Annotated in this window: 22 protein-coding genes; 12 read left to right on the forward strand and 10 right to left on the reverse strand. The window is 60.2% G+C overall.

What is annotated here, in order from left to right:
• Positions 1-107: 107 nt before the first annotated feature.
• From M5C56_RS11095 to lepB, 4 genes are all read left to right on the forward strand, one after another.
• On the forward strand, positions 108-881 hold the full coding sequence (locus tag M5C56_RS11095; RefSeq protein ID WP_103498728.1) for an SDR family oxidoreductase: 774 nt from the start codon (positions 108-110) through the stop codon (positions 879-881).
• Positions 882-957: 76 nt separating this feature from the next.
• Complete coding sequence (locus M5C56_RS11100; protein ID WP_103498727.1) at positions 958-2160, forward strand: low temperature requirement protein A; 1203 nt, start codon at positions 958-960, stop codon at positions 2158-2160.
• Positions 2161-2166: 6 nt separating this feature from the next.
• Positions 2167-3072: a LysR family transcriptional regulator gene (locus M5C56_RS11105; RefSeq protein WP_103498726.1), complete on the forward strand. Its 906-nt coding sequence runs from the start codon at positions 2167-2169 to the stop codon at positions 3070-3072.
• A 274-nt stretch (positions 3073-3346) separates the two neighbouring features.
• Entirely contained in the window at positions 3347-4015 is a 669-nt protein-coding gene (gene lepB / locus M5C56_RS11110) for a signal peptidase I (protein ID WP_103498725.1), read from the forward strand.
• Positions 4016-4102: 87 nt separating this feature from the next.
• On the opposite strand, the gene M5C56_RS11115 is transcribed toward lepB, so the two are convergent.
• Entirely contained in the window at positions 4103-4807 is a 705-nt protein-coding gene (locus tag M5C56_RS11115) for an SDR family NAD(P)-dependent oxidoreductase (protein ID WP_247263134.1), read from the reverse strand.
• A gap of 165 nt (positions 4808-4972) precedes the next feature.
• Here M5C56_RS11115 and M5C56_RS11120 point away from each other — a divergent pair, with 165 nt between their 5' ends.
• Complete coding sequence (locus M5C56_RS11120; RefSeq protein ID WP_103498723.1) at positions 4973-5950, forward strand: alpha/beta hydrolase; 978 nt, start codon at positions 4973-4975, stop codon at positions 5948-5950.
• A gap of 57 nt (positions 5951-6007) precedes the next feature.
• Here the strand turns inward: M5C56_RS11120 and M5C56_RS11125 are convergent, their stop codons facing one another.
• The 4 genes from M5C56_RS11125 to M5C56_RS11140 all read right to left on the reverse strand — a co-directional run bounded on the left by M5C56_RS11125 (position 6008) and on the right by M5C56_RS11140 (position 12242).
• Positions 6008-7723, reverse strand: a complete 1716-nt coding sequence (locus M5C56_RS11125; protein ID WP_103498722.1) for an amidase — start codon at positions 7721-7723, stop codon at positions 6008-6010.
• Positions 7724-7870: 147 nt separating this feature from the next.
• On the reverse strand, positions 7871-9049 hold the full coding sequence (locus M5C56_RS11130) for a cystathionine gamma-synthase (protein WP_103498721.1): 1179 nt from the start codon (positions 9047-9049) through the stop codon (positions 7871-7873).
• Complete coding sequence (locus tag M5C56_RS11135) at positions 9046-10422, reverse strand: cystathionine beta-synthase (RefSeq protein WP_103498720.1); 1377 nt, start codon at positions 10420-10422, stop codon at positions 9046-9048. The genes M5C56_RS11130 and M5C56_RS11135 overlap by 4 nt, the downstream gene beginning before the upstream one ends.
• Before the next feature lie 263 nt (positions 10423-10685).
• Positions 10686-12242: a rhomboid family intramembrane serine protease gene (locus M5C56_RS11140; RefSeq protein ID WP_247263133.1), complete on the reverse strand. Its 1557-nt coding sequence runs from the start codon at positions 12240-12242 to the stop codon at positions 10686-10688.
• Positions 12243-12376: 134 nt separating this feature from the next.
• On the opposite strand from M5C56_RS11140, the gene M5C56_RS11145 reads away from it, so the two are divergent.
• Complete coding sequence (locus tag M5C56_RS11145) at positions 12377-13108, forward strand: type 1 glutamine amidotransferase (protein ID WP_103499648.1); 732 nt, start codon at positions 12377-12379, stop codon at positions 13106-13108.
• 21 nt (positions 13109-13129) lie between these two features.
• On the opposite strand, the gene M5C56_RS11150 is transcribed toward M5C56_RS11145, so the two are convergent.
• The gene (locus M5C56_RS11150) at positions 13130-13840 is read right to left on the reverse strand and encodes a murein L,D-transpeptidase catalytic domain family protein (RefSeq protein WP_103499649.1); all 711 of its coding nucleotides are present in this window, start codon (positions 13838-13840) and stop codon (positions 13130-13132) included.
• A gap of 143 nt (positions 13841-13983) precedes the next feature.
• Between M5C56_RS11150 and M5C56_RS11155 the strand changes: the two genes are divergently transcribed.
• Entirely contained in the window at positions 13984-15561 is a 1578-nt protein-coding gene (locus tag M5C56_RS11155; protein ID WP_103499650.1) for a L,D-transpeptidase family protein, read from the forward strand.
• Positions 15562-15647: 86 nt separating this feature from the next.
• Positions 15648-17852 (forward strand): OsmC domain/YcaO domain-containing protein, encoded by a 2205-nt coding sequence (locus tag M5C56_RS11160; RefSeq protein ID WP_103499651.1) that lies wholly within the window; start codon positions 15648-15650, stop codon positions 17850-17852.
• A 55-nt stretch (positions 17853-17907) separates the two neighbouring features.
• Here M5C56_RS11160 and M5C56_RS11165 read toward each other — a convergent pair whose 3' ends face one another.
• Both M5C56_RS11165 and M5C56_RS11170 read right to left on the reverse strand, forming a co-directional pair.
• Positions 17908-18408 (reverse strand): GNAT family N-acetyltransferase, encoded by a 501-nt coding sequence (locus M5C56_RS11165; protein ID WP_103499652.1) that lies wholly within the window; start codon positions 18406-18408, stop codon positions 17908-17910.
• 150 nt (positions 18409-18558) lie between these two features.
• Positions 18559-19539: a helix-turn-helix domain-containing protein gene (locus tag M5C56_RS11170; protein WP_103499653.1), complete on the reverse strand. Its 981-nt coding sequence runs from the start codon at positions 19537-19539 to the stop codon at positions 18559-18561.
• Between the two features lie 107 nt (positions 19540-19646).
• Between M5C56_RS11170 and M5C56_RS11175 the strand changes: the two genes are divergently transcribed.
• Both M5C56_RS11175 and M5C56_RS11180 read left to right on the forward strand, forming a co-directional pair.
• The gene (locus M5C56_RS11175; RefSeq protein WP_103499654.1) at positions 19647-20198 is read left to right on the forward strand and encodes an acyl-CoA thioesterase; all 552 of its coding nucleotides are present in this window, start codon (positions 19647-19649) and stop codon (positions 20196-20198) included.
• Between the two features lie 110 nt (positions 20199-20308).
• The gene (locus M5C56_RS11180; RefSeq protein WP_103499655.1) at positions 20309-21055 is read left to right on the forward strand and encodes an EcsC family protein; all 747 of its coding nucleotides are present in this window, start codon (positions 20309-20311) and stop codon (positions 21053-21055) included.
• A gap of 4 nt (positions 21056-21059) precedes the next feature.
• Here the strand turns inward: M5C56_RS11180 and M5C56_RS11185 are convergent, their stop codons facing one another.
• Complete coding sequence (locus M5C56_RS11185; protein WP_103499656.1) at positions 21060-21857, reverse strand: AraC family transcriptional regulator; 798 nt, start codon at positions 21855-21857, stop codon at positions 21060-21062.
• A gap of 105 nt (positions 21858-21962) precedes the next feature.
• Between M5C56_RS11185 and M5C56_RS11190 the strand changes: the two genes are divergently transcribed.
• Entirely contained in the window at positions 21963-22919 is a 957-nt protein-coding gene (locus M5C56_RS11190) for a threonine dehydratase (RefSeq protein WP_103499657.1), read from the forward strand.
• A 37-nt stretch (positions 22920-22956) separates the two neighbouring features.
• On the opposite strand, the gene M5C56_RS11195 is transcribed toward M5C56_RS11190, so the two are convergent.
• Positions 22957-23784, reverse strand: coding sequence for a helix-turn-helix transcriptional regulator (locus tag M5C56_RS11195; RefSeq protein WP_247263132.1), 828 nt, complete (start codon positions 23782-23784; stop codon positions 22957-22959).
• Between the two features lie 99 nt (positions 23785-23883).
• On the opposite strand from M5C56_RS11195, the gene M5C56_RS11200 reads away from it, so the two are divergent.
• Positions 23884-24768, forward strand: coding sequence for an SDR family oxidoreductase (locus tag M5C56_RS11200; protein ID WP_103494413.1), 885 nt, complete (start codon positions 23884-23886; stop codon positions 24766-24768).
• Positions 24769-24786: the final 18 nt, after the last annotated feature.

Raw genomic sequence — 24786 nt, forward strand, 5'->3', positions numbered from 1 at the left:
TGAGGATTGGTCGTAATACCTGGACAGATCATCCAGCCTTCACTGGCTTATCTTTGCGCAATGCATCTCTAGACTGTGGCGTACTTTCATCAGCCAGGAGCTACGCCATGCCAGACCATTCCATCAAAGGTAAAGTGGTGCTTGTCGCCGGTGGCGCCAAGAATCTGGGGGGGCTTATCGCTCGGGACCTGGCGCAACAAGGTGCGAAGGCAGTGGTGGTGCATTACAACAGCGCCGCCAGCCAGCCGGATGCCGAGGCCACTGTGGCGGCGATCAAGGCCTTGGGCGCCGACGCCGTGGCGTTGCAGGCCGATCTGACCACGGCCGGTGCGGTGGAAAAACTCTTCAAGGATGCGGTGGCGGCGGTGGGGCGGCCGGACATTGCGATCAACACTGTCGGCAAAGTCTTGAAAAAACCGATGTCCGATATCAGTGAGGCCGAGTACGACGAGATGATGGCGGTCAATGCCAAGTCCGCGTTCTTCTTTATCAAGGAGGCGGGTAAACAGCTCAACGACAACGGCAAGATCTGCTCCATCGTCACCTCGTTGCTGGGGGCGTTCACGCCTTTCTATGCGGCTTATGCCGGTGGCAAGGCCCCCGTCGAGCACTTCACCCGGGCCGCGGCGAAGGAGTTGGGCGCACGCGGTATCTCGGTGACGGCGGTAGGCCCGGGGCCCATGGACACCCCGTTCTTTTACCCGGCTGAAGGCCAGGACGCGGTCAACTACCATAAAACCGCAGCGGCTCTGTCGCCGTTCTCCCATACCGGGCTGACGGATATCGCGGATGTGGTGCCGTTCATTCGCCATCTGGTCAGCGACGGCTGGTGGGTCACCGGCCAGACGATCCTGATCAACGGCGGCTACACCACCAAGTGAGCCGATAAAAAACATTGCAACCCCGGCAAGGCGCGTTGACACTTTTTCCCGACACTACCAGGCCACGGGGTTGGACATGAGCGTAAACCAGCACGCGCCTCATCCTTTGCTTCGCCATCGCGACGGCCATCATGCGCGGGTGACCTTCGAAGAACTCATGTTCGATCTGGTGTATGTGTTCGCCGTGACGCAACTCAGTCACGGCCTGCTCAATCATCTGACCGGGGTCGGGGTGATGGAGACCCTGGTCCTGTGGTTCGCCGTGTGGCTGGGCTGGCAGTACACCGGCTGGGTCACCAACTGGTTCGATCCCGAGACGCCGTTGATACGGGGGCTGATCTTTGCCCTGATGATCCCGGCCCTGCTGATGGCCGCCAGCATCCCCGAGGCTTTTGCCGGGCGCGGACTGGTTTTTGCCCTGGCCTATGTCTCGATACAGGTCGGGCGCACGGGCTTTATCGTGTTGCAACTGCCCCGTGAGCATCCCCTGGCGCCCAATTTCAGACGCATGCTCGGCTGGGTGGTGGTGGCCGCAGTGTTCTGGGTGGCCGGTGCCTGTGTGGACGGGCCGCTGCGCATTGGCCTCTGGTTGATCGCGGTGTTGTGCGAGTACATCTCGCCCATGTTCGGTTTCGCCTTCCCCGGCCTGGGACGTTCGCGTACGAGTGACTGGACCATCGAAGGCGGCCATCTGGCCGAGCGCTGCCAGTTGTTCGTGATTGTCGCCCTGGGCGAAACCCTGCTGGCCAGCGGCGCGGTCCTGGGCGAAACCGGGCATTGGGAGATGCCCATCCTGCTGGGCCTGGGAGCGACGTTCCTCGGCACCCTGGCGATGTGGTGGTTGTACTTCGGGACCGCCGGCAAGGACGCCACGCAGCGCATCACCAGCGCCGACGATCCGGGCCGTATCGGTGCCTACTTTCACTATATCCACGCCATTCTGGTGGCGGGGATCATCACCACGGCCGTGGGTAACGATCTGGTGATGCTGCATCCCGACGGGCAGCTGTCGACGGTCGATGCCATTACCCTTGTGGCCGGTCCGATGATCTACCTGTTCGGCAGCATTCTGTACAAGCGTGTGGTGTATCGGGTGGTGCCCAAATCCCATCTCGCCGGGCTGCTGTTGCTGCTGGCGCTGGTGCCCGTCGCCTATACCACGGACCTGCTGATGATGAGCTGGCTGACCACGGCGGTGATGCTGGTGGTGTGTGTTATTGAAGGACGCGTGGTCAGGCGCTATCGAGCCCGGCACGCCCACGCAACCCTCAAGCATTGACGGCCTATGGACAGAATTGAGCAATACCGGGTCTTTCTTCAGGTGGCCGAGCTGGGCAGTTTCATCCAGGCCGCGCGGGTGTTGAAACTGCCACGGGCGACGGTGTCCGCGGCTGTGCAGAAGCTGGAGGCGGATGTCGGCACGCGCCTGCTGCATCGCACCACGCGCAAGGTCAGCCTGACCGCCGACGGCAGCCAGTTGCTGGAGCGTGCACGGCGGGTGCTGCTGGATATCGATGATATCGACCAACTGTTCCAGACCCATCAGCAGCACGTCTTGGGGCGGCTGAGTGTCGATGCGCCCAGTCGCATCGCCCGGCGCCTGATCATCCCGGCATTGCCCGACTTGCTGCGTCGCTACCCAGGACTTCAACTCTGTTTGGGCTCCACTGATCGGGCCATCAATCCGATAGAGGAGGGGGTCGATTGCGTGATTCGTTTCGGCACGCCAGAGAGCAGCAGCCTGGTGGTAAAACCCTTGGGGCAGGTGCTACTGGTCAACTGCGCGAGCCCGGGATATCTGGCCGAATGGGGTGTGCCGGAGCATCCCAATGATCTGGAGGACGGTCATCTGTGCATCGGCTACGCGCCCACCATTGGTGGCCAGGAGTTACCTTGGGAATACGTCCTCGAGGGTGTCGAACAGTCCCGGGCACTGCCCAGCCAGGTCGTGGTGAACAACGCTGAAAACTATATCGCCAGCTGCTGTGCCGGGCTGGGACTGATCCAGGTGCCGTTGTTCGATGTCCGGCATCTGCTGGAGGCCGGGGTTCTGGTTGAAGTCATGCCCGCGTACCGAGCGGCACCCATGACGGTTTCGGTGTTGTATCCTGATCGGCGACAGCGCTCGCGCCGGCTCGGCATGTTTATCGAGTGGTTCGCGACGCTGATCGAGCCTTTTCTAGCGCGCTGATTGAAGGTGGCTTCATTCGCGCCCGGCTGATTGTCAGCGTGCCGTTTTCCCTGGCGGAATGTTGGTTGGCGCTCAAGCTTGTGGAGTTCTACCCGCAATTGTCGGTGGATCTCCGTGTGGAGGACGACCCCGTTGACCTCGCCCGGCATCGCCAGTCGCTGCGCTGTTCATGTAAGCTGTTTGCGCTGTAGTAAACGTTGGCAAAAAATGACCCTGGGTTGCTTGGCGGATGCCAGGAGCGTTCTCTGCAGCCCTTTCTGTATTGCGAGGATGTATGCGACGTTGGTTGAGCCGGTACCGTTACGCCATTATTTTCTGGCTGTGCTTTGGCGTTTTCCGCACATCCTTGGCCGATTGGAATCCCATCCCCTCCGGATCCATGCGCCCGACCTTGGTTGAGGGGGATGTGGTGCTGGTGAATCGGGTGGCTTACGACCTCAAGTTGCCTCTCACTGATATCTCCCTGGTCAAGGTTGATAATCCTCGCCGGGGCGATGTCGTGACCTTCACCTCACCCAAGGATGGCATCCGCTTGATCAAGCGGATCGTGGGTATTCCTGGCGACACGCTGGAAATGAGGAATGAGGTGCTGTGGGTCAACGGTACCCCTGCAACCTACCTGAATGCGCAGGACATCATCGAGCCGATCGCTTCTGGTCAATCTGTCCCGGGTATCAAGCTGACCGAACGCGCGGACAAGAGTCAGCGCTCCGTTCAGTTTATGCCGACGGTACGCGCCTTACGGAATTTCGGTCCTGTTGTGGTACCTGCCGACCATTACTTCATGTTGGGGGATAACCGTGATGACAGCGCGGACTCAAGGTATATCGGCTTTGTGCCACGCCGGCTGTTGATCGGGCATGCGCACCACATCCTGGCGTCGGCTGAGATCTTGGATCACTGGATGCCGCGATTTCGCCGATTTGGCTCGCCGATATTGTGATGCTTGGAGGACATGGCGAGACATCAGGCCGTTTAGGTCTTCTCTTTCTGTGCGCTGTTGTAACAGCAATGACTTTAGCCATGAGTTTTACCAAGGCAGTACGGCTACGTTCTCATTTTCGAGAGAGTAGAATTGGTTGGACGGCGGTGCGCTTTTAACAAGATCAAATAATCGCTTTGCCGAGCGGCTGGGTTCCAGTGTCGCTTCCGCGACCCCGATGCCTGTTTTCAATCTGCCAGGATGAACGGCATAGCAGGCAACGCGATCGCCAAATTCGTCCGCTATGCAAAGAGACAGCATATTCAACGCGGATTTCGAGATTCTATAAGCATAAGAGCAGCCTTTTTTGGAAATGTCGCGGGCTGCGTTGTGCTCCACGGAGCCTCTGCGCGACGAAATGTTTACAATGGTTTTGAGTGAAAAGGTATTCAGCAGGCGTGCTGATAATGCAAAAGGGGCTATGCAGTTGACACTTAATGAGTTTTGAATATTTTGTGCGGTTTCACTGAGCAATGACGCTCCCTTGCTGCCCATGCCGGCATTGTTGATCAGCAGGTCGATGTTGTTGATGTTGTTTCTTTTCAGGGTGTGCTCCAGGTCGCTTATTTTTTCTTCGATGTTTTCATCCAGAAAATCTATTTCATAGTGTCGGTCCGCGAGACCCTGTGCCTCAAGCGTTCGAAGTTTATCGGCGGATCTGCCAAGCGCTATAACAAAATGCCCTTCAGCCCTGGCCTGCTGGCACAGTGCACGACCGTATCCACCCGTGGCACCGGTAATCAAAACTATCATCTTTCCTCCCTGATTCTTTTGAGGTATCGCGATGCTATTAGCCAATAGTGCTGCACCCTTTGTGTCAGTAGCAATAGAGGGCGCTCCTGCAGGCAGGGCTTGTTCAGATGTGGGGAAGGCATGCATAGTCTTGGGTCAGCTGGCATCTATGGACTGGAAAACAAAATGTTCGTTTCTGGAAACTACTTGAGCCAATTAACCTTGGCTGTATTGCTCTGCTTGTCCGCGGCGATGGCTCAGGCCGCGGGCATAAAAATCGTTCAGATTCCCTCCGATGCCAGCGGCCCGGCCTTGAAGGCGATTATCTGGACGCCCTGCGCGGATGCCGCACAGGAAGTACCGATGGGACCTTTTGTTTTGACGGGCCGACGCGACTGTCCGGTAGTGGGAGAGAGGCTACCCTTGGTGGTGATTTCCCACGGTCACGGTGGCTCTTTCCTTGGCCACCATGACCTTGCCGAGACACTGGCTGATGCCGGCTTTATCGTGGCTGCCATCAATCATCCGGGTGACACCTTTTCCGATATGAGCCACGGCGTCGATTTTTCTCCGTTCGTCGAACGGCCGACCGATATAAAACGCCTGATCGATTACATGCTGGGCGCCGCGCCGGACGCCGCCAGGATTGACCCGCAGCGGATAGGCTTCTTTGGGTTTTCACGCGGTGGCTACACAGGCCTTGTACTGGCCGGCGGCAATCCGGATTTCCTCAACGCCAACGTGCCGTGTCCAGATCCGGCATGGCCCATTTGCCAACAACTGCGTAACAAGGATGTCCCCACGCAGCCGTTGACCCATGACCCACGGATCAAAGCCTTTGTGTTGGCGGATCCGCTCAACGAATTTCCAAACCCTGGCAACCTGACGAATGTGAAAGCCCCGATGCAGCTTTGGGCTTCAGAGTTTGGCGGCGATGGCGTGCTGCCTGAAGCCACGCCTGCACTCGCCAAGGCACTGCCCCGGAAACCGGAGTTCCACCGTGTTTCCGGCGCCGCGCATTTTGCCTTTCTTGCCCCGTGTCCTGTGGCGTTGAAACAGGATGCGCCGCAACTCTGTGTCGATGCCAAGGGATTCGACCGGGTTGCCTTTCACAAGCAGCTTAACGAAAGCGCGCGGGATTTTTTTGCAACGCATCTCCGTTAGCGTATTGATCTCATCGAGTCCCCCCACTGGAGCGTTTATGACCGATACCCCTTCTGATTACTGGTTACTCGTTGCCAATGCCGGCGTACGAGGCGGGATCAAGCGCTTGGTCCCGGTCGATTCAAACGCCGAAGCGAGATGAAGCAGCGCTGAGTCGTCATACGCCCGGCCAGCGAAGGTCAGGCCGACCGGCATGCCGATATCCGCCATGACGCCCATCGGCACAGTGACCGTGGGCACACCCAGATGGCGGATGGCGAGGTTGCCGTTGGCGACCCAGATGCCGTTGCTCCAGGCGATATCCGCCGACTGCGGATTGATATCGGCATCCGCCGGACCGACGTCGGCCACCGTCGGGAAGAGCACCGCATCGAGCCCCAGGCGATCCATCCACTCCTCGAGATCGATACGACGGGTCTGTTCAAGCCCACGCAGTCCGTCAGCCAGGGTGCTGATCTCGTTCCAAGGGGTAATGCCACGCTCGGCCATCCGCACATACTCGTCCATGCCGGCGGCCAGGTCGCCTTCGCGGTTGGGCAGGGTGCCGGGGTCGTGGGGGAAAATCTTCGGCCCGTCCACGTCTACCAGACGGTTCAACGCCGGATCGCCGTTGGCCCGCAGGAAGTCATCGAAGGCCCAGGCCGACAGATCCCACAACTCATGGTGCAGGAACTCCTTGGACACCAGGCCCCGGGTGAACACCGTCGGCGTGCCGGGACGATCACCTTCGCAATTGGAGACCAGCGGGAAGTCGACTTCCACCACCTCGGCACCGGCCGCTTCGAGGGCCTTGCGCGCGGCTTCCCAGAGATCGATCACGGAAGCCCGGGTGTTGATGCGTTGCCCCGTCGGACCACCGATCCCCGGGGCCTCGCTGGTGCCCGCTTCGGGATCGGCATTGATGAACATACGCGGCACACCGAAGCGTTTGCCGGCGAGTGCATCGGTACCGGCGGCCAGTGCGCCATAGGACGCGGGACGCACCGAGGCCACGCTCGGAATCGGTACCCAGGGTTGCATCCGCCACAGATCGCCACGGGTGTCGGGATCTTCCGCCACCACCACGTCGAGCACTTCGAGCAGGTCGGCCATGGTCCTGGCATAGGGCACGACCACATCCATGGTCGGGGTCAGCGGCCAGTTGCCGCGCACCGAGATCACGCCCCGGGAAGGGGTGTAGGCACACAAGCCATTGTTCGAAGCCGGTCCACGTCCGCTCGACCAGGTTTCTTCCGCAAGGCCGAAGGCCGCGAAGCTGGCCGCGGTTGCGGTCCCGGCGCCATTGGATGAGCCCGAGGCGAACGGCGCGGTGAGGTAGCCGGCGTTGTACGGGCTTTCCGCCCGGCCGTAGACTCCGCGCTGCATGCCGCCGTTGGCCATGGGCGGCATATTGGTCTTGCCCAGGCAGATGGCACCGCCGGCGCGTAGCCGTTCGATGGTGAACGCGTCGCGATGGGCGATCAGCTTGGCGAAGGCCGGACTGCCGGAAGCGGCGGTAAGCCCCTTGACCAGATAGCTGTCCTTGGCTGTATAGGGAATGCCATCGAGTGGCCCCAGTGTTTCGCCCTTGGCCCGGCGAGCATCGGAGGCCTGTGCTTCCTTGAGGGCATCGGGGTTGCGAACCACTACCGCGTTGAGGGCGGTAGGCGTGTCGGGGCCGTCGTAGGCGTCGATCCTGGCGAGGTAGGCCTGGACCAGCTCAACCGCCGTGGTCTGGCCGGATTCGAGCGCAGCACGCAGCTGGGCAATGGAAACTTCGGTTACTTCGATCATGTTGTTAGCGCCGACTGCGGAGGGGGCGTGATGGGGATTGGCATTACAGGGGATGCTGGGCCACTCAATCAGCCCGATGGAAAACGCAGTTTAAAATAAAGACGGCAGGCCACCAACTTTCATTGAAGGTGGCCTGCGCGGCGGGGTTTAGATCCGTGCCAATGCCTGCGCCAGATCCGCCCGCAGGTCTTCGACATCCTCGACACCCACCGACAAGCGCACCAGCCCATCGCCGATGCCAAGTTGCGCGCGGGTTTCAGCAGGGATGCTGGCGTGGGTCATGATCGCCGGGTGTTCGATCAGGCTTTCCACGCCGCCCAGGCTCTCGGCCAGGGCGAAGATCTCCACGCTTTCGAGGAAGCGCTTGGCCCCGGCCAGGTCGCTTTTCAGGTCAACCGAAATCATCCCGCCGAAGCCACGCATCTGCCGACGCGCCAGTTCGTGCTGTGGGTGTGACGGCAGGCCCGGGTAGTAGACGCGCGCCACCTGTGGCTGACGCTCCAGCCAGGTCGCCAGGTCCAGGGCGTTGCTGCAATGGCGCTCCATGCGCAGCGACAGGGTCTTCACGCCGCGCAGGGTGAGGAAGGCGTCAAAGGGCCCGGCAATGGCACCCACCGAGTTTTGCAGGAAGCCCAGGCGTTCGGCGAGTTCGGGGTTTTTCCCGACCACCGCGATGCCGCCGATCACGTCGGAGTGGCCGTTGAGGTATTTGGTCGTGGAGTGCACCACGATGTCGAAGCCCAGCTCCAACGGACGCTGGATCCACGGACTGGCAAAGGTGTTGTCGGCGACGCAGATGATGCCGCGATCGCGACAGATGCGGGCGATGGCGGCAAGGTCGGTGAGGCTCAGCAGGGGATTGCTCGGCGTCTCGACCCAGACCATCCGCGTAGTGTCCTGCAGCGCCGCTTCGAAGGCGTTGAGGTCGGTCAGGTCGACGTAGCTGAAACGATGCCCGGCGCTGCGTTGGCGAACCTTGTCGAACAGGCGAAAAGTGCCGCCGTACAGGTCATTGCCGGAGACCACATGGGCGCCGGCGTCGAGCAGTTCGAGCACGGTGGAAATCGCCGCCAGTCCGGAGGCAAAGGCGAAAGCCTGGGTACCGCCCTCAAGGTCGGCCACGCAGCGCTCCAGGGCAAAGCGTGTCGGGTTGTGCGAGCGACCGTAGTCGAAGCCCTTGTGCACCCCGGGGCTCTCTTGCAGATAGGTGGAGTTGGCGTAGATCGGCGGCATCAGCGCGCCGGTGGTCGGGTCCGGCGACTGCCCGGCATGAATGACACGGGTAGCAAAGGCGCGGGGAGCGGCGGACTTGTCGTGCTGACTCATGCAAGGGATCTCCGTAAGTGATTGAGCAGGTCGACGCGGGTAATCAGGCCATGGAAGCCCGAGGCGTCGGCGATAATCGCCACCAGCCCGCGAGCCAGCTCGGCCTGCAGTTCAGCCAGGCTGGCGGTGGGGGCCAGGGTTTGCAGTTTGTTGGTCATGACGCTGGACACGCTCAGACGGAAGTGTGTCGCGTCGTCATGCATACCCAGCAGGATATCCGATTCGTCGATCACGCCCACCAGTTGTTGGCCGTCCACCAGCACCGGTAGCTGCGACACGTCCGCCAGGCGCATGCGCTGGAAGGCGGTGAGCAGGGTGTCGTCCGGCCCGACGCTGATCACCCGGCCATCCTCGAAGCGCCGCGCGATCAGGTCGCGCAGATCGCCGTAGTGCTTGTACTTCAGCAAGCCCTGGTCGTTCATCCACTGGTCGTTGTAGACCTTGGACAGGTAACGGGTGCCGGTGTCGCAGACAAAGGTGACGACGCGCTTGGGTTCGGTTTGCTCGCGGCAATAACGCAGCGCCGCGGCCAGCAAGGTGCCGGTTGAGGAGCCGCCGAGAATGCCTTCGGCGCGCAGCAGTTGGCGGGCATGGTCGAAGCTTTCTTCGTCGCTGATCGAATAGGCCTTGCGCACGCTGGACAGGTCGGCAATCGACGGGACGAAGTCTTCGCCGATGCCTTCCACGGCCCAGGAACCCGCGGTGCCGATGGTGCCGCTGCGGCTGTATTCGGCCATTACCGAGCCGACGGGATCGGCCAGGACCATGGCCAGGTCCGGTTGTACGCGTTGGAAAAAACGGGTCAGCCCGGTCAGGGTGCCGGCCGAGCCGACGCCGACGACGATGGCGTCCAAGTCGTGTTGGGTTTGTGCCCAGATCTCTGGCGCTGTACTGGTTTCATGGGCCAGCGGGTTGGCCGGGTTGTTGAATTGATCGGCGAAGAACGCGTCGGGAATATCCCGCGCCAGCCGCGCGGCGACGTCCTGGTAGTACTCGGGATGGCCCTTGCCGACATCGGAGCGGGTGATATGCACCTCGGCGCCCATGGCCTTGAGGTGCAGGACTTTTTCGGTGGACATCTTGTCGGGGACCACCAGCACGACCCGATAGCCCTTGGCCCGGCCCACCAGGGCCAGGCCGAGACCGGTGTTGCCGGCAGTCGCTTCGACGATGGTGCCGCCGGGACGCAGGCGCCCATCACGCTCGGCCGCATCGATCATTGCCAGGCCGATACGATCCTTGATCGAGCCGCCAGGGTTCTGCGATTCAAGTTTGAGGAACAACGTGCACGGGCCGGTATCGAAGCGGCTGACGCGCACCAGCGGCGTATTGCCGATCAGTTCGAGCACGGCGGGGCGGGAGTTGTTCGGCATGTGTCACCTCGTTACGGGGGCGTTCGTATTGGATGGACAGCAGGCTGGGGCGGCTGGTTGCAGATAAATGTATCGCTTGGAACATAGGCCGGGATTGCCCCGGCCGCAACCTGGAGGCGGCCAATCATGGACAGACTGGTGACGGTGAATGTGTTCACCCGATCGGGTTGTTCAAGGTTCTATCGGGCCAGTGATACGCTCATTGGCCTCCCTGCGGCGTTGAGCGTGCCGCTGGTGATCAGCAGGCTCGGGGATGGCCGCTTTCAATGACGTCCACCTTGCTTGTTGGCCGCGGCCAGTTGCTGAAGCACGGCGATCTGTTCCATCGAGTCACTCTTTAGTGTCTTGACCTGGGCCAGCAGCGCGGGATCCGGCGTGGGGCCGAGCCTGACCATGATGGCGCTCAGACTACACATTTTTCGCATGTCGTCGAAGTAGCGCAGCATGGCTGACCTGATCACGATTTGCGGCGAATTGGCGGGTAGATGGGCGCTGTCAACGGCGGCATACAGCTTGTCCCATTGCGGGACGACCTCTTGCGAGATGGCGTTGGCTATCGCCGCTCTTTTACCCGGCGTATCGCTAGGCTGGTGCAGGAGCGCGGCGATCTCTTTCATTGCCTTTTGCTCGCTCGGGCCAAGACTGGGAATCAATGCCCTGAATTGAATCTCTTCACGGGCAGTCTCGCTGGAACGCGCCAACGGGTAAACCGATGCGATCAGGACGGCGAGTACCAGTGCACAGGAAAACAAGGTGCTTTCAAGCGCCACTTTTGTGCGAGCTGTCGGGTTGAGCGACCTGGCCAGGGTCAAGCCAAGTAACACGCCGCCCAGCAAGCCGCCGAGATGGGCGCCATTGTCGATGCCCGGGTGGGTAAAACCGTAGAGCAGGTTGTACCCGATGAGTACCAGTATCGAGACGCGTTGCTGTACGGCAATCGACTTCGGTAACTCGTGGCGGTACTTCAGTACGAACACCAACAGTCCACCGAACACCCCGAAAATCGCCCCTGACGCCCCCGCACTGTTGATCATCGGATGCCATAGCAAACTGGCAATGCTGCCGGTGACACCGGCAAATAGATACAACATCAGGAATCGCCCGCTTCCGTACAGGCGCTCGGCCAGTCGGCCGATCTGGTACAGCGTGAACATGTTGAGCATCAGGTGGATCAGGCCGAAATGGACGAACACCGATGTGAGCAGGCGCCACCATTGCCCCGTCAGTGTGTCAGGGCCGAAGTTCGTGCCCCATTTGACGGTCATTGCCAAGTTCTGCGCCATGACACCAACACCACCCGCGCACATCGCGAGGTAAACCAGCACGTTGATCGCGATCAGCCCGTAGGTGGCCCATGTGATCGGTGCCAGTGTCCGGATCCGTTCGGAGTAGCTGGACAGGGCTATTTGCTCGGCCTCATGGGCAGGCGTTGCGTGTCCGGGGAGCCATTCGAGGATTTGTTGTGCTGCGTTGCGGCTGGATGCGATCAGGAAGACGTGTTGGATGCCCTCGGGCCCATGAATGTCGAAATAGACATACTTTCTGATGGTTTTGGCATCAAAGATCTGGCTGCGCGGGATGACCCGTTTCGTTTCGGTGGAACGTCGGAACAGCCTGCGACTCGACTTGATGAGCACGACTTCCTCATCGGTGATGCAAAGCTCTCCTTTCCTGAGCATGGAGCGCAGAACAGCACCGCGTTGCCCTCGCTTGGGCCTGACGGCGAACCGGGCCCTGGACGTTCCTATGAGCTTGCTGCCCGGAATATCCGGGAGTTCCGGGGGGAGGGTGAAGACCATCGTGGGTTCAATCCGCTCCATGTTCTGCGCTTCCTGTCGACTTATTGGTATGTGGCAAAATGCTATCAGTAAGGTTCCTCCCACATGATGAAAGATGACTGGACTTCATCCTCGAGGATGGGTAACAAACAGGGACTGTCACCAGAGGAATTCCAATGAAAGTCCATTTCGTCGTTCACGAAGCCTTCGAGTCGCCGGGTGCCTACGAGGCCTGGGTTGAAGAACGCGGCTACGAGGCAAGCTACTCGCGGGTTTATGAGCGTCATGCTTTCCCGGACGTGGATAACATCGATCTGCTGGTGGTGCTGGGCGGTCCTCAGTCACCGGCCACCACCCGGGAAGAGTGTCCGCACTTCGACGCCGCGGCCGAATGTGCGCTGATCGCCAAAGCCGTTACGGCGCAAAAGGCCGTGGTGGGTGTCTGCCTCGGTGCCCAACTGCTCGGCGAGGCACTGGGGGCCAGGTTCGGTCACAGCCCCGAGAAAGAGATCGGCAAGTACCCGATTACCCTCACCGAGGCGGGGAAGGACAACGACAAGATCGCTCATTTCGGCGACGTCGTTGAGGTCGGGCATTGGCACAACGATATGCCCGGCCTGACCGAGAACGCCAGGATCCTGGCCTATAGCGAAGGCTGCCCACGGCAGATCGTTGAATACGGTCCGCTCGTGTATGGCTTTCAATGCCATATGGAGTTCACCCTCGATGTTGTGGAGCGGCTTATCGCCGCGTCCGAGAGCGAACTCGTGGAGGCCACTGGCGGCCGTTTCGTCCAGCAACCGGCAGCCCTTCGGGCCAATGACTATGGGCAAATGAACCAGAAGCTCTTTGGGTTTCTGGACAAGCTGGTGGCGCAGTACAGGCTGCGCCAAGGCCATCCGAGGTAGAGGTGCTGTTTCCCCTGGGGATCAACCGCCGGGGACTGTGGCACTGGCCATCTGCTGGGGTTTGCAGTTGAGATAGGCCGAGGATTTCAGCCAGTGCTTGTCGGGGTACCAGACAAACATGAACTGGCCGTCCTTGAGTTTGTCGACCACCTGCCGCGCCACTTGCGGGCGGACGGCGGGGCAGCCCTGGCTGCGGCCGAGACGGCCTTCGCGCTTGCTCCACTGGGGGCTCACGTAGTCGGCTGCATGAATCACGATGTCACGGTCGCGGGCGCGGTCATTGAAACCGGGCTCCAGGCCGTCCATGCGCAGGGAATAACCATGGGTGCCCTCGTAACTTTCCTGGGTGCGGAACAGGCCCAGGCTGGATTGATAACTGCCCACCTGATTGGAAAATTGGGTGGCGAAGTTCTCTCCGGATTTTTGTCCATGGGCGACCAGGTCGCGCAGCACCAGGGTCTTCTTGCGCAGGTCGAAGATCCACAGGCGCCGCTTGGTCGAGGGTTGCGAGTAGTCGATCACCGCCAGGCGCTCGGATTGTTCGAGGCCGCTGTTGATGGCGCATTGCATGGCGCTCAGGGCGTTTTTCAGAACCAGGGGGTTGAGTTCCGGCGCCGCGTGGGCGAGTCTGCGGTACAGCGTCGGTTCATGGCCCTTGGCGGCCAGGGCAGAACTGCAGGGTGCAGCCAGGGTCAGAATAATCAGGCAGAGTCGGGAGCAAGAAGTCAGCATGTTGAAGAGTGCCTCAGCCGTCAATCCAGGCTCGCGCCTCCCAACGGTCTTCGGGCAGCGTGGTCACAGGCTGCCTGAAGGTTTTTCGCTTCTGTTGCAGCTGTGAACTATCAATGCGACGACCGTGGATTGGAGTCAAGCCGTTGTTCAAAAAACACGCATATTACTTGAGCATTTACCTGCTCGTGGCACCACTGGTCGCGACAGCAGAAGACCTGCTCACCGATCTGCCCATGCCTTTGCCGTCGTTCCTGACGCAGTTGTCGACCGAGTGCCCGGGCCTGGTCGCACAGTTGGACACGTCGGCACAGCAGCGTTTGCAGGCGTTTTACCAGTCTCAGAATGATGCGCCTGTCTGGTCCGTCAGCGGGCGTCTGTCGGCCTTGCAGGCGCAGTTGCCGTTGTTGGCCGATGACGGCCTGGACCCGGCGCGTTACCCGTTGCCCCAGGACACGGGAGCCGGCAACGCGCTGTGTACCGATGTCGAAATCAGCCGGCAGTATCTGCAAGCCTTGCAGGACCTGCGTTACGGTCGTTTGCAGCAGGCGCGCTTCGAGCCGCTCTGGCATGCACAGCCGTCGACCCGCGACGTCGACGCCGAGGTCCTGACGCTGGCGGCGACGGGGCTGCAGGATATGGCCCTGGCCTTTGATCAGGCGCGGCCGAATATCGAGTTTTACCGCAGCCTGCGGCGGGTCTACGCGGCGCAGCGCCTGCAGCCATTGGCCCATTGGCAAGCGATCGCCGGTGGAACCTTGCTGCGTCCCGGGATGGAGGACGCTCGGGTACCCGCACTGGCGCAGCGAATGCTCGCCGAGGGCTATCTGGAGAGCCTGCCCGGCGGTCCTGAAAAAACCTACGGCGAGGAACTGAGCAGCGCGGTCAAGCACTTCCAACTGAGCCATTCGCTACAGGGCGATGGGGTGATCGGGCCAGGCACCCTGACCGAGCTGAATATCAGCCCGGCGCTACGGCGCGAGCAGCTGCGGATCAACCTTGAACGCTTTCGTTGGCTGGCACCGGACCTGGAGCCAGAGGGGGTGCTGGTCAACGTCGCGGCGGCCCGGTTGAGTGTCTATCACGACGGCGCGCCGGTGTGGCAGACACGCCTTCAGGTAGGACGTGCCGATCGGCAGACACCGCTATTGAAATCCCGGGTCACCCGGCTGACCCTGAACCCGACCTGGACCGTGCCGCCGACCATCATGCGTGAGGACAAGCTGCCGGCTATCCGTCAGGATCCGACCTACCTGAGCCAGCAGAACCTGCAGATCCTGGACAGTGCAGGCAATCCCCTGGCGGCGGACGCCATCGACTGGGAACGGCCCGGCAATATCATGCTGCGCCAAGAGGCCGGTCCACGGAACCCGCTGGGCAAGATCGTCCTGCGGTTCCCCAATCCCTTTTCGGTATACCTGCACGACACCCCCAGCCAGCCGCTATTTGCCAAGGGGCCGCGGGCTTTCAGCTCGGGTTGTGTGCGGGTCGAGCAGCCGATGCACCTGCGGGACCTGCTGCTGACCCCGGCGGAACGTGCACGGACCGAGGAGTTGCTGGCCAGCGGCACCACCCATGAATTCAGGCTGGTCGCGCCGGTGCCGATCCTGCTCGGTTATTGGACGGTGCAAGTCGCTGGTGACGGAACCTTGCTCTATGCCCCGGATATCTATGGGCATGATCCGGTACTGTTGAAGGCCTTGGGAGGTGCGTCGAGTCATTGAGTGTGGCGATTGAAAGCACAAGACTTCCAACTGAAAAACCGGATAATGGCGGCCAATTATTTGTCTCGTTATTTTGGTAATCCCGCATGGAAATCAAGGTCAATTTTCTCGACAACCTTCGGCTTGAAGCCAAATTCGATGACTTCACGGTGGTGGCCGATCAACCTATTCGCTATAAGGGCGATGGGTCGGCCCCCGGCCCGTTCGATTATTTTCTGGCTTCGTCGGCGTTGTGTGCGGCTTACTTTGTGAAGTTGTACTGCGAAACCCGCAATATTCCCACCGACAATATCCGTCTTTCGCAGAACAATATTGTTGATCCGGAAAACCGCTACAACCAGATTTTCAAGATTCAGGTCGAGTTGCCGGCGGATATCTCCGCCAAGGACCGCCAGGGCATTTTGCGTTCCATCGACCGTTGCACGGTAAAGAAGGTCGTGCAAACCGGGCCTGAGTTTGTGATCGAGGAAGTGGAGAACCTGGATGCCGATGCCCAGGCATTGCTGATGCTCGGCCCGGTTTCGGACGCCGCGACCTATATTGCCGGCAAGGATCTGCCGCTGGAACAAACCATCGCCAATATGTCGGGCATTCTGGCCGGCCTGGGCATGAAGATTGAAATCGCTTCGTGGCGCAATATTGTTCCCAATGTGTGGTCGCTGCACATCCGCGATGCGCATTCGCCGATGTGTTTTACCAATGGCAAGGGCTCGACCAAGGAAGGCGCATTGGCCTCGGCGTTGGGCGAGTTTATCGAGCGACTGAATTGCAATTTCTTCTACAACGATCAGTTCTGGGGCGAAGACATCGCCAATGCGGCGTTTGTGCATTACCCGAACGAACGCTGGTTCAAGCCTGGCCGCAAGGATGAGCTGCCGGCTGAAATTCTCGACGAGCATTGCCTGGCGATCTACAACCCCGATGGCGAGTTGCGTGGCTCGCACCTGATCGATACCAACTCCGGCAATGAAGAGCGTGGTATCTGCTCGTTGCCGTATGTGCGTCAGTCGGATGGCGAGGTGGTGTATTTCCCGTCGAACCTGATCGAGAACCTGTTCCTCAGCAATGGCATGAGCGCCGGTAATACGCTGGCCGAAGCGCAGGTTCAGTGCCTGTCGGAAATCTTCGAGCGCGCGGTAAAACGCGAAATCCTCGAAGGTGAAATCGCACTGCCGGATGTGCCACAGGAAGTCCTGGCGAAATACCCCGGTATCCTGGCCGGTATCCAGGGTCTGGAAGAGCAGGGCTTTCCGGTGCTGGTGAAGGATGCGTCGCTGGGCGGGGAATTCCCGGTGATGTGCGTCACCCTGATGAACCCGCGTACTGGCGGTGTGTTTGCTTCGTTCGGGGCGCACCCAAGCTTTGAGGTGGCGCTGGAGCGCAGTCTTACGGAACTGTTGCAGGGTCGCAGTTTTGAAGGTCTGAACGATCTGCCCCAGCCGACCTTTGAAAGTCACGCGGTGATGGAGCCGAACAACTTTGTGGAACACTTTATCGACTCCAGCGGTGTGGTGTCGTGGCGTTTCTTCAGTGCCAAGTCGGATTTCGAATTTGTTGAATGGGATTTCTCCGGCCAGGGTGAAAACTCCAATGCCGAGGAAGCCGCGACCTTGTTCGGTATTCTTGAAGACCTGGGCAAAGAGGTCTACATGGCCGTGTATGAGCATATCGGTGCAACGGCCTGCCGCATTCTGGTACCGAATTACTCGGAAATTTATCCGGTGGACGATCTGATCTGGGATAACACCAACAAGGCGCTGTTCTTCCGCGCCGATATCCTGAATCTGCACAGCCTCGACGATGCCGACCTCAAAGCCCTGGTCAAGCGTCTGGAAGAAAGCGAGCTGGACGACTACACCGATATCACCACCTTGATCGGCATCGAGTTTGACGACAATACGGCTTGGGGTCAGTTGACGATCCTGGAGTTGAAGCTGCTGATCTATCTCGCTTTGAAGCAATTTGACGAGGCGAAAGAGCTGGTGGAAACCTTCCTGCAGTTCAACGACAACACGGTCGAGCGCGGGTTGTTCTACCAGGCCTTGAATGTGGTGCTGGAGGTGCAGATGGACAACGAGCTGGAATTGAGCGATTACGAGGTCAATTTCCGCCGGATGTTTGGCAACCCGCGGATGGACGCCGTGATCGGTTCGGTCGAGGGTAGCGTACGCTTCTTCGGCTTGACGCCTACCAGCATGAAGCTGGAGGGGCTTGATCGGCACCTGCGCCTGATCGACAGCTACAAAAAGCTGCACGCGGCGCGGGCCAGGGTGACGGCGTTATCCAGCTGAAATAGTGCTGACAAAAAAGCACCTCAGGTGCTTTTTTGTTTTTTGCGGCCAGTCTCTAGAGCGAAAGGATGAATAGATATTCATCCTTCGTCTTGTCCATACCGAGTTCATGTTCAAGCAGAAACCCGCACCGGCTCAGTACTTTTTGTGAGCCAATATTGTTCTTGTAGACAATGGCCAGCAGTTGCGTAAGGTTCCAGTGCGTCCGTGCCTCCTGGATAAGATGCTGCAGTGCCAGGGTGGCGAGTCCCTGCCCGCAAAAGCGTTGATCAATCCGATACCCGACTTCTGCACAACCCTCTGGTGAGTTGATGTTTTTCAAGTTGGCTCGACCGACTATTCCCTCACTGGCTTCTTCGATAACAAAGGGATGCCAGGCACCGAGAGCAAAGTCGGACAAATAGCGCTCAATATGATCGGTAACCCCTTGCCGTGAGTAGAAGGAAGGGGCACGGGCGTCAATTTGAGATTCGAACCATTCACGGTTATGGGTTTCGAATCTCAGCAAGGCTTCAATATCCGTTTCTTCTAGCGTGCGAACACTGAATCTCTGCATTGGTTCGCGCCTCCTTGCTTGAATGCTCTTGGGCGTGGGTCTTCGCTTGCCGAGTATTATCAGCCTCACTTGAGTAATCAATGCTTTTTTGTACACCAATGCTCAGTTTGTGCCGCGCTTCAGCGGTCTTCTAGCAGGCCCCTGGATCCCTCATTCCATGAAGGCGTGGTTCGTAACGGGTTGAAATTGCTTCCGGTAGGCGGCCGGTAACAAACCGACTCGCTGCTGGAAGAGCCGGCGAAAGGAGTTGCTGTCTTCGTAACCCACGGCGTTGGTAATGCTGCCCACGCTCATTCGAGTCGACTCGAGCAACTGCTTTGCCCGTTCCAACCGTAGTGTCTGTAGATAGAGCAGTGGCGGGTAGCCCGTGGCGTCCTTGAAGCGCCTTTTGAAATTCCTGACACCAAACGCGAATTGTTGAGCGATGTCGTCAATCAGCACCGGCTGCTGGAAATGCGCGTCCAGCCAATTCTGAACCCGCAGTATCTCAGCATCCCCGTGAAGTTTTGGCGGTGTCCACGTGGCATAGGTCGACTGCTGGGTTCGTATCTTGTCGACCAGCAAATACTTGCTGCACTTGCGGGCCAGATCGAGCGACGCGAAACGCCGGACCAGAAACAGCAGAAGGTCCATGGCGGCGCTCGCACCGCCGCTGGTGATCAAGCGATTGTCCTCGTAAAGCATCTGCGCTTCATCCAGGCGCACCTTGGCGTAACGGCGACGGAAGAGGTCGGCAAAGGCCCAATGGGTCGTGCCCCGGATGCCGTCCAGCAGCCCTGCCTCGGCCAGCATGAAGGCGGCCGTGCACATGGACGCCAGCACCGCCCCTTGCGCATGCTGCTGCCGTAGCCATGGGCCATGATCGGCGAAGGTCGGCAGGGCGTCTTTCAGAGTGAAAAGAAAACCGGGGATCAGTACCAGATCGGTATGGGCTATCGCCTCGATCGACCGGTCCACCCGCAGCTTCTGCCCGCCCCATGCCGCGACATCAGCACCTGTCAGCGAAGCACAGACCACCTCGAACGGTGGGCTGGCGCTGTCGGCGAACAAGTTGGCGGCACTCAGCACTTCAAGGGCCAGGGTGGCGCTTGCGGCGGAGCATTGATCAACCAGGAGCAGGGTGATGTGCATGAAGGTCCAGTTGCGCTTTTCGCATGAAATAAGTCATTTATGCACCTACTGTAACCCAGCGGGCTCCCCGTAAAGTACGCCGCTCTTTCCCTCACATCGGTGTATTCATGAATCTGTGGTTCAGACTTCTGCTCATGTTGTTCCGTCGCCCTTGGCGCAAGCCCGTTGACGGCTTGGCCACCACCGTCATCCGCCTGCGTGTCTGGCCGTCTGATCTCGATCTCAACCGGCATGTCACCAATGGTCGGTATTTCAACCTGGCCGATGTGGGGCGCATGGACTTCGTGTTGCGCAGTGGCGCCTATCGCGCCGCCTTGCGTCACCGGGCAGTGCCGATCGTGGGGGATACCTGGGGCAAATTCCGTCGCGAGTTACGGCTGTTCGAAGCCTTTGAAATTCACAGCAGGATTCTCGGCTGGGACCACAAGTGGAGCTTTATGGAGCACCGCTTCGTGAGCAAGGGCCGGGTGGTCGGTACCGTGGTGATGCGCGGTCTGTTTCGCTCCGCCCGGGGCACGGTGGCTCCAGGTGAGTTCGTCCGCGAGATGGGGCTGACCGAGCAGCCGGCCGATATGCCTGGATGGCTGACGGATTGGTCCAACTGCTGTGATGACATGAGTGCCGAGATTCGAGAGGAAGAACAGCAAATGGCATCATGACTTGCCTTTTCCATACGGTGGCCGCACTTTGATACTCACGTTGCCACAAGGATGCACTGGAGCTTTTTGTCCTGTAGCTGTCCTGCCAACCCAGTATCGAGTACGGATTGATGAGCTTCTCGGAAGACGATCGAAATGAGCTGCAATGTGCAAAGAACCTGCTGGAGAACCCCGGCTTCGTCGCCAAGCTGACGAATATTATCGGCATGCCCATCGAGGTCGCACTGGCGCAGTTACCCAAAAGCATCACCAAAAGAATTGCCGGCATCACTCAATCAGCACTGGTGAAGGCCCTCGATGCCGCGGTGTTTACCATGAAGGATAGGCCGGGCGAGGGACCTTCCAATCTCTGGCACAAGACCGGCATCGCTGTCAGCGGGGGCGTCGGCGGCTTTTTCGGTTTTGCCGGGCTCAGTGTCGAGTTGCCGCTCTCAACTTCAATCATGCTGCGCTCCATTGCCGATATCGCCAGGAGCCATGACGAGCGCATTGATACCGACGAAGCGAAACAGGCTTGCCTGGCGGTCTTTGCACTCGGCGGTCGATCAACCAAGGACGATGATTCGGAAACCGGTTATTACACCGTGCGGGCCGCGTTGGCGAAGTCCCTGTCGGATGGCTCGATACTCAAGCTGATCGCCACCATCGCCGAACGCTTCAGCATCCACGTGGGGGAGAAGGCCGCCGCACAGGCCATACCGGCGATCGGCGCGGTGGGCGGCGCGCTGATCAACCTGGCCTTTATCAACCACTTCCAGGACATGGCGCACGGGCATTTCATTATCAGAAAGCTGGAGCGGCGCTACGGACAAGAGGCGGTCCAACAGTTGTACCAGTCCCTTCCAGCGCGCGGATAGCCGATCACCCACGCATGTCTCGCGGACTGACGCCCAAACGCTGCCTGAACGCCGTGGCCATATGGGCCTGGGAGGCAAAACCGCAGGCCTGGGCGATGTCCGCCAGGCGCTCTGCCGGGTTGCGCAACAGGTCCCGGGCGCGGACCAGGCGTCGATCGATCAGGTAGCTGTGGGGGCTCTTGCCCGTGGCGTCCTTGAACGCCCGTATGAAGTAGCCTTCGGATAACCCCAGCACCGCCGACATTGCCTGCACACTCAACGCCCCGTCGAGCCCGGCGTCAATGAACTCATCGAGCAGGCGCAACCGCTGGGTAGTCATCGAACCCCGCAGAGGTTCCGGCAACCGATCGTCTCCCGCCGCTCGTTGAACCAGGGCCAGTGCCCAGGTCTCCCAGTCGTCCTCCACCGAGGCCCGTAACAGCGCACTGCGCATTCGCTGGGCGAGGGCAATGGCTTGCCGATCGATGCGATTGTTGAACGCATGGTCCCCCGCCAGCGGCGTGCCGTCGGTGCGAATCAGTCGCAGGTACTCACCGCCCTTGGGCGATTCGGAAAACACATCACACCCCGGTGGTATGAACGCCAGGCCGTTGGGCGTGGCGACAAATGGGCGGATCCGGTCGCTGCCAATTGCGTGCTGGCCTCGCTGGCTGTCGAAGGCAAAACCAACGGCGGCCTGGGTTGCGATATAGCGGGTTTCGTAGCTGGCCGCCGGTAGCAATTCGATCGCCCACGGCCCGGCCTCGGCCCGACGGACCGGTTCGCGCAGGGGCGGTGACGGCAAGCTGTTTCGGCGATTCATAGGCTCCATCTTACTGAAGGGCACGCCTGAAGGTCAGGTCAATTTTCTGAAAGCCAGCAGCTTGTGCGTCTGCCTAGACTGGGCAAAACCTCAGAGAGAATAGCCATGCACGGACTGACTCGCGACGACATCGAAAACGCTGCCCGCCAGGTGTACCAGGTGATGCCCGCCACCGCCCAATATGCCTGGCCATTGCTGGCCGAACGCTTGGGGTGCACGGTTTGGGTCAAGCACGAAAACCACACCCCCACCGGGGCTTTCAAGGTGCGCGGCGGCATTACCTTCATGCACTGGCTCAAACGTACCCACCCGGACACCCGAGGCGTTGTCACCGCCACCCGCGGCAACCACGGCCAGAGCATCGCCCTGGCGGCCCGGGCGCTGGGCTTGAGGGCGTTGATCGTGGTGCCGCGGGGCAATTCCGTGGAGAAAAACAACGCCATGCGCGGCTTTGGTGGCGAGGTCGTCGAGTTTGGCTGGGATTTCGACGAGGCCCGTGAGGAGGCCGCGCGCCTGGCTGAGGCGCAAGGCCTCTACCTGGTGCCGCCGTACCATCCCGAGTTGATCAAGGGGGTTTCCACTTACGCGCTGGAGTTGTTCAAGGCGGTACCGGACCTGGACACCGTTTATGTGCCCATCGGTTGCGGATCGGGAGTTTGTGGGGTGATCGCCGCCCGCGATGTGCTGGGCCTCAAGACCCAGGTGGTGGGCGTGGTATCGACTGAAGCGGACGCCGCGAAGTTATCCTTCGAAGCCGGAAAAATACTGGAAACCGCGTCGGCCAATACCCTGGCCGACGGTATGGCCGTGCGCAAGCCGATCCCCGAAGCCTTTGCGGTTTATGCGGCGGGTACGGCGAGGATCGTATCGGTGACGGACGAGGAGGTCAGCGAGGCCATGCGCGTGTATTACAGCGACACCCACAACCTGGCCGAAGGGGCAGGGGCGGCGGCGCTGGCGGCGTTGATGCAGGAGCGTGGGGCCATGGAGGGGAAGAAGGTGGGGATCATTCTGACCGGTGGGAATGTCGACCGGCCGGTGTATGCGAAGGTGATTGGGTAAGCCGCTGACCGGGCTGCCTGGATCGACTGCTGCCTCCTCAGGCACGGTCGACCAGGACCTTGATTTTTTCCGCTGTGGTGTCGTCGATTGGGGTATAGACGATCATGCCCAGATCCGGCCGACCGTCGATGGAAAACGCCGAGTGCTCCAACTCGATGCGCCCCAGTTCAGGGTGCAGCAAGCGCTTTACGCTTTCTCCCTCTGCATAACCGTGCACTTCATGATGGCGCCATAACGCTGCGAATTCCGGGCTGACGGTGCAAAGCTCGTCCACCAGTTCGCTGACCTCGGATACCAACCCGGCGCGTGCCACATCCGCTCTGAACGCACCGACCACAAAACGCGACACACTCTCCCAATCATGCTGTTTGGCGCGGACCGCCGGATCGCAGAACAGGAACCGCAGGATATTGCGTTGTCCAACCGGCAGCGTGCTGTAGTCCGTCAGCACGACAGCGGCGGCCCGGTTCCAGGCAATGATGTCCCAAGTGGCACTCTTGATGATGGCCGGGCTGGCCGGCAGGGAATCAAGCACGCGCTGCAGCCTGGGGTTGATGCCTTCCACAGGCGTGTAGTGGACTTCCGGTGGCCGACCCAGCGCCAGCATGTAAAGGTGCTCGTGCTCCGATTGCGTGAGCATCAAGGCGCTGGAGATCCGCTTCAATACGGCGGCAGACGGCGCGCCGCCACGCCCTTGTTCCAACCAGGTGTACCAGGTCGGGCTGATATTGGCCCGCTGGGCCACCTCTTCACGGCGCAGACCAGGTGTTCGCCTGCGTCCGGTATAGCCCAGGCTGGCAGGGTCGAGACGTGCCCGGCGGCTTCTTAGAAAATCCCCGAGAGAGCTGCCCGTATTGGCTGGCATGAGAAGTCCTGTTAGTCATCTTAATAGGATAACGTCACTACTTTAACGGGATAAAGAATGCTCCGATAGTGAATGGGAAACCACCCAGGAGACTCTGCTATGCGAATATTTCTGACGGGCGCGACCGGTTTTATCGGTTCGGCGATTGTTCGTGAACTGCTCAAGGCCGGGCACGAGGTCATTGGCATGGCCCGTTCGGAGATGGGCGCACAGGCACTGCTCGACGCAGGGGCTGAAGTGCATCGCGGCGATTTGGAGGACCCCGAGAGCCTACGCGCCGGTGCGGCGAAGGCCGACGGTGTTATCCATACGGCTTTCGACCATGATTTCTCGAGGTTTGTCGCCAATTGCGAGAAGGACAAGCGTGCCATTGAGGCACTGGGGTCCGCACTCGCGGGTTCCAATCGTCCCCTGGTCATTACCTCCGGGACCGGGTTGGGCAGCTCCGCACATGGGGTACTGGCGACCGAAGATGTCTGCAATACCAGCCATCCCAATCCACGCGTCGCGTCCGAGCTGGCGGGAAATGTTTTGTTGGAAGCAGGCGTCAACCTGTCGGTGGTGCGATTACCCCAAGTCCACAACACACTCAAGCAGGGCCTTATCACACCGCTTGTTGCCGTTGCGCGCGAAAAGGGCATCTCGGCGTACATGGGTGAAGGCCGTAACCGTTGGCCGGCGGGCCATCTCTTCGATGCCGCGCGTCTATACCGCCTGGCCCTGGAGAAAGGCGAGCCGGGGGCGCGTTATCACGCCGTCGGCGAAGAAGGCGTCAGCAGTCGCGAAATAGCCGAGGCGATTGGCCGGGGTCTGAATGTACCGGTGGTGTCGATCACGGCTCAGGAAGCCGTGGCGCACTTTGGCTGGCTGGAGATGTTCGTCAGTCTGGATATGCCGGCTTCCAGTGCCCAGACACAAGCACGCCTGGGTTGGCATCCGACAGGGCCGCTGCTGATCGCCGATCTTGACGAAGCACGTTTCTAAGAGCCATTCAGGGGGGCA

The organism is Pseudomonas sp. MWU13-2862, assembly GCF_023242495.1.
GTDB classification, from domain to species: Bacteria; Pseudomonadota; Gammaproteobacteria; order Pseudomonadales; family Pseudomonadaceae; genus Aquipseudomonas; species Aquipseudomonas gingeri_D.